Source organism: Inquilinus sp. YAF38 (genome assembly GCF_052113205.1).
Classification (GTDB): domain Bacteria; phylum Pseudomonadota; class Alphaproteobacteria; order DSM-16000; family Inquilinaceae; genus Inquilinus.
Window position 1 is genome coordinate 1 of record NZ_JBFRCU010000190.1, and the last position, 2,656, is coordinate 2,656.

The 2,656-nt window shown below is 68.8% G+C and carries 1 protein-coding gene; it reads left to right on the plus strand.

Features of this window, described 5'->3' with window-relative positions:
• Positions 1-135: 135 nt before the first annotated feature.
• On the plus strand, positions 136-2,656 hold a 2,521-nt coding region (locus AB4Z01_RS36085; protein WP_441701651.1), incomplete at its 3' end, for a beta strand repeat-containing protein.

Below are 2,656 nucleotides of genomic sequence, written 5' to 3' on the forward strand. Positions count from 1 at the left end.
ACCTATGGCACCTATGGCGACTTCGCGACCGGACTCAAGGCGCAGTCTATCGGCGGCGGCGGCGGCGATGCCGGGTTCGGCAGCGGCAACACGCAGGATTTCGGCACCGGAGCCAGCGGGGCGGTCAAGGTCACCTTGGGCTCGACCGGCGGGTCCGGAGGCGCCGGCGGCGACGTGCAGGCTGCTCTCTTCGCCGGGAACGGCATCACGACCTATGGTTCGGGGGCGGTCGGCATGCTGGTGCAGTCGGTCGGCGGCGGCGGCGGCACGTCCCAGGGCGGCTCCTTCAGCCTCGCCCAGACCTACACGCCAAGCACGGATGACGGCGACCCGAAGGCCCCGACCATCAAACCGAGCCTGACGGTCAACCTCGGCACCACCGGGGGCAGCGGCGGAGCCGGTGGCGACGTGGCGGTCAGCGTGCAGGCCCCGATCACCACTTACGGTGGCGATGCAACCGGCGTGCTGGCGCAGTCGATCGGCGGCGGCGGCGGGCTCGGCGGATCGGCCGGGGCCGACGCCTCCGCGGACAACCCCATCCTTCCCGACCTGAAGGCACGGCAACTGGTCAGCCAGGTCACGAACTTCTTCAACGGCAAACCGCCCTCGATCAGCACGGCCTTCACTCTCTCGATCGGCGGGGCCGGCGGGGCCGGCGAGACCGGCGGTACGGTTTCGGTGGATCTGTCGGCTCCCGTCAGCACAGCGGGGGATTGGGCGAACGGCGTTGTCGCGCAGTCGATCAGCGGCGGCGGCGGCAAGGCCGGAACCGCCGCCGCGAGCGGCACCGGGGTGTCCGATCAGGTCTCGATCGATCTGACGCATATCGTCGCCGGGAGGCAAGGCAGCGGCGGCGACGGCAACACCGCTACCGTGAATTTGGACCAGGGCAATCCGAACATCAGCACTGCCGGATTCGCTGCAGCAGCAGTGGTGGTCCAAAGCATCGGCGGCGGCGGCGGCATCGGCGTCGACGGCTCCGATCGCGCGACGGGCGTAATCGCGGTGGGACAGAGCCGCAGCGGCAATAAAGGCGCCGGCGGCGCCGGCGGTACGGCGCAGGTCATCGACACGAACTCCAATTCCACCACGATCGCCACCACCGGTCAGGCGGCCGACGGCGCGGTCCTGCAATCGATCGGCGGTGGCGGTGGGATCGCGGGTGCGGGCAGCAGCGTCTTCGACACGTCGTGGAGCCAGTCGGGAACGCTGAACCTTTCGGCGGGCGGCGGCGAGGACGCCGACGGTGTTGGCGGCACAGTGACGTTCACGTCCCAGACGAGCCTCGCGATTTCGACGACAGGCAACAATTCATCCGGAATCCTGGCGCAAAGCATCGGCGGCGGCGGCGGTATCGTCACCAGTCAGCCGGCCGCAAGCTCAGTGGACCTCTCCATTGGCGGCTGGAACAGCAGCGGCAATGGCGGATCCGTCACGGTGCAGAGCGGCCCGATCACCACATCAGGCATAGGGGCGCACGGCATCGTCGCGCAATCGATCGGCGGCGGCGGCGGCATCATCCGCCTCGTGAACGCAGCCGGAGACACTCCGCAATTGCAGGCGGACATGCCCTCCAACTTCAGGACCGGGCACGAGAGCACCGGCAATGGCGGCGCCGTGACCGTCACGATCAATCAGGGCGCTTCCATCAACGCTAGCGGCCCGGGCGCAATCGGCATTGTCGCGCAATCGATCGGCGGCGGCGGCGGGCTCATCCAGGACGGCAATGCGATCTATGCCGGCTCGGTCGACACCTCCACCAACAACTCGGGCGGAGGCATCACGATGAGTGTGAATGCTTCCGTTACCGCGACGGGCCAGAACGGAATCGGGATCTTCGCGCAAAGCACGGGCAGCGCTGCCGGGACGAAGAACGCTGCCGGCTCGACGGCTCGCACCGACGTGGTGATCAACAACTATGACAATGTCGGCACGACCGTGTCCGGCGGCACCGGATCGGGCGCCGCGGGTGTCTGGATCGACACGCCGGCGAACAGCCCGACGGCCTATGTGACGAATGACTGGGCCACCATCACCACGGCCAACGGATCCAGCGGCACGGCGATCACGGTCACCGGCGGCGGACAGGTCGCCGTCGCCAACAATTCCGGCACCATCGACGGCACCAACATCATCGGCACCATCACCGGGTCGATCTACACCAATGGCGGCCAGATCGACGGCTCCGGCACCTTCAATGCCGGCCCGATGATGGAGGCCGCGGATGTCGTCACCAGCGGCACCTTCAATCTCGGCCTGCCGGGCGAGCTGCGGAGCACCAGGGTGACGGGGAATTTCGTCCAGACCGGCGAAGGCCGGCTGGGCGTGACCGTCGACTCCCTGAACAAGGCGGCCGGCCATCTCCAGGTCGACGGCACGGCGACGCTCGACGGCAAGATCGTGCCGACGGTGCTGACGCTGCTGCCGGGCGCGCTGCCGGTGGTGACCGCGGGGCACCTCACCTCCACCGCCGACGGGCTCGACGCGCTGCTGTTCCACTGGGACACCGCCCAGTCGGGCAACACCCTGACGCTGGCGCCGCGCTCGGACTTCAAGCCCGGCGGCGTGGCCCTGAACGACAGCCAGTCCTCGCTGGCCGGCTATTACGGCCGGGCCTGGGACAATGGCGACAAGGCCTTCGCCACCCGCTTCGCCC